Genomic DNA, 2493 nt, shown 5'->3' on the forward strand with positions numbered 1-2493 from the left:
TTAAGTAGGCTAAGCATCCAGCGCCTTATCGTATTGCTACGTTAGGTTTCCAAACACTCGCCCCCGAACCGGACTTACACGTCTCCGCGTATCCGGCTCTCCACTAATCTTGTCAGTCTAATGTTCCATTATGGATTTTCTGATGACAGCTATGGCATACAGCAACGGTCTTTCTTCTTCTCGCAATCATGTGTTTTTCCCAATTCTTTTTCCCTTTAAGGTTTTTGAGTTTTCGCACATGGTGCATCACAAGTTTTTCCGTAGCTCCACATATTTCGCATTTCTCAGCTTTGAGCCTGTCTATAAGGCTTGTCCTACCTGCATCGAATATGGAATAGGGCATAATGTCAAAGCCAGCCTCTGTCATCGGGTTCTTTCTTTTGAACCCCAAATCGTAGAAGTACCTCTCTTTTACTGCACCAGATTTAGTCGTAAACCTTACTGTGAATTTTCCGTTCGTACGATACTTGGCATTTATTTTTCTCGTTGAACTTTTGTATTTCCCAGCAAAGGTTTTATACATACTGTACTCCATGATAAACCTGAAGTTGTGCAGTTCAGAACAGTTATTGGCAATAGCATAGTAGTTGTAAAAACCTCGTATTTCCCGATTGTATCGGTCGAGTATTTCAAGGTCGTCATTGAATATGAGCCCAGACCTGCATTTTGGTTTCCAAATTTCCTTTCCGTTTTGGTATCGGAATTCCAATACATCGTAGTCAAGTAATTTGTTCCTCATCGTTTCCGTACTCAATTTGAGATATACCCTTTTTCCATAGGTTCTTCTCAAACGACCTGCAATATCCCGTCTTTGTGCGTTAGATTTTCTGACAAAGATTTCATAGCCAAGAAAACGTGCTGAATCTTCCGTGTGGGTAATGAGTGTTTTCTCATCCGACAGTTCCAATTTGAGCTTTTGGTCAAGAAAGTTTTTGATATCGTCCTTTACTTCTTTAGCATCTTGTTTACTGCCGATTATCCCAATCAGGAAATCATCTGCATATCTGACATATTTCAATCTTTTGTAATCTGTATCCATTTCATCACAGCTTGGGAACATTGCACGTTCCTTGTCTTCTGCCTTAATCCTTTGGATTAATACTGCTCTTTCACTTTCGTCTTCTATCGACTTTAGTTTTCGCACAGTTCTTCTTCTTGCATTTTCAAAGTCCCTACGGACTCTACTTGGTCTGCGTTTTTCCCCCTTATCGAATTTTACGATGTACTCTTTCATGTATTTGTCTAATCTGTCGAGGTATAGATTTGCCAGTAATGGACTGACAATACCTCCCTGCGGCGTTCCGCTGTACGTTTTATGAAATGTCCAATCTTCGATATAACCTGCATTCAGAAACTTTCTGATGAGCCTTATGAATCTGTCGTCGGAGATGCGTTCTTTAACAATACCAATCAAAACATCATGGTTGATGTTGTCAAAGAATCCTTTTATATCTCCTTCGATGAACCATTTGGCCCCACTGAATGACTTCTGAATCTGAGCCAGTGCAGTGTGACAACTACGATTTGGACGGAAACCGTGTGAGGTATATTCAAAATGTCCCTCATAAATAGCTTCCAAAATCATTCTTATCACTTCCTGTACTAATTTGTCATCAAAAGCAGGTATGCCAAGAGGTCGCATCTTACCGTTCTTTTTCGGTATATAAATTCTCCTCGATGGCTGGGGCTGATAACTCTCATCTTTTAATGAGCCTATCAGCTTTTCAATCCGAGATAAACTCATATTGTCAATACTTTGACCGTCTGAACCTTCCGTCATATTACCTTCTTTTGCATAAATGCGCTGATAGGCAACATAAAACATCTCTTCATTGAACAGAATCCTGTAAAGCCTTTCAAACCTGTAGCTTGAAATTTTACTGTGTTCCATTAGACTGTTTAATACTCTTTCTGGATTTCTCATAATGTCTCTCACATTTTCCTTTAATTGTATTAATAAAAATTAGCTGCTTCCCTTCGCCATGTACAAGGCTTTCCCTTGCTCGGACTACTACGGAAGCTCCGTTACCATGTCGGATATTCAGAGAGCTTTACTCTCATAGCCTTTCGGCATTCCGATTTAGGTAATCCCCGTTTGCGACTTAATAACTATTGGCACGATGGATTGTCGGATACGACTTCCGTCCTTTGTACGCTTACTGCGACTGCGCTGTAATAAGTTCCTGCTCCAACCATACCAATTCACTGGTGGAGTACTACAGTATGACGATTGATAGCTATCTTACGCCATAATTTCAAGTGGAATCGCTTGGACTATCGTTTAATCAATTCGGATTTTATCCTCATATCCATCTTTTCATCTTGCCATTCAGTAGCAGTCTGATAGCTGACTGACTTATGACTTTACCGACATGCTTCACTCCCTGTCCAGTTTCCCTTTCAGATAAGTCGGTTGATGATAGGTTTTTTAAAGAACACTAACCTAATCTCTTGCCAAAGAGATATTTACTAAGCCACCTGTACGGGCGCACA

The 2493-nt window shown here is 40.4% G+C and carries 1 protein-coding gene; it reads right to left on the reverse strand.

All coding sequences use genetic code 11. The features are described 5' to 3' along the window. Positions 1-112: 112 nt before the first annotated feature. A complete protein-coding gene (locus EPX21_RS19105; protein ID WP_134091275.1) occupies positions 113-1924 on the reverse strand; it encodes a reverse transcriptase domain-containing protein in 1812 nt (603 codons plus the stop codon). Between the last annotated feature and the right edge of the window lie 569 nt (positions 1925-2493).

It is taken from the genome of Olivibacter sp. XZL3, from assembly GCF_004368405.1.
In the GTDB taxonomy this organism is placed as follows: domain Bacteria; phylum Bacteroidota; class Bacteroidia; order Sphingobacteriales; family Sphingobacteriaceae; genus Olivibacter.

What these genes read in the sequence shown, in the direction of transcription:
- EPX21_RS19105 (WP_134091275.1), bottom strand. Translation starts at nt 1,924, where the DNA reads ATGAGAAATCCAGAAAGAGTATTAAACAGTCTAATGGAACACAGTAAA.